At 34.1% G+C, this 296-nt stretch carries 1 pseudogene; it reads right to left on the bottom strand.

Features of this window, described 5'->3' with window-relative positions:
• Positions 1-25: 25 nt before the first annotated feature.
• Positions 26-296: pseudogene (locus E1171_RS23050) on the bottom strand (hypothetical protein); the annotation flags it as partial.

The following is a 296-nucleotide window of genomic DNA, read 5'->3' as shown; positions in this document are numbered from 1 at the left end:
AGCCACCTACTCGATTATAAGCTGGTTATTTTTTTGACTTTAATGCTTTTATTTCATCCTCTAAGCTTTTTAGTCTTTCAGATTGGTCTTTTATAAACTGAAATTGCTCTTGAATAAGGGTTGTTTGTTCTTGGTTGGTCTTATTCTGCTCAATCACATAAAGAGTAAGCTCCTCAATCTTTTGTAGAAGTTTTTTGTTCATCTCTGACTGGTATACACCTTCTTCTTCCATTTCTTTTGCAGATGCAATTTCGGGCAAGTGCTTATTTTCGGTTATATAGTTTTCGACTTCTTCA

The sequence above is a fragment of the Xanthovirga aplysinae genome (genome assembly GCF_009711365.1).
GTDB classification, from domain to species: domain Bacteria; phylum Bacteroidota; class Bacteroidia; order Cytophagales; family Cyclobacteriaceae; genus Xanthovirga; species Xanthovirga aplysinae.
The sequence above is the reverse complement of the archived record's forward strand: the minus strand, read 5'-3'. Positions and strand labels throughout refer to the sequence as shown.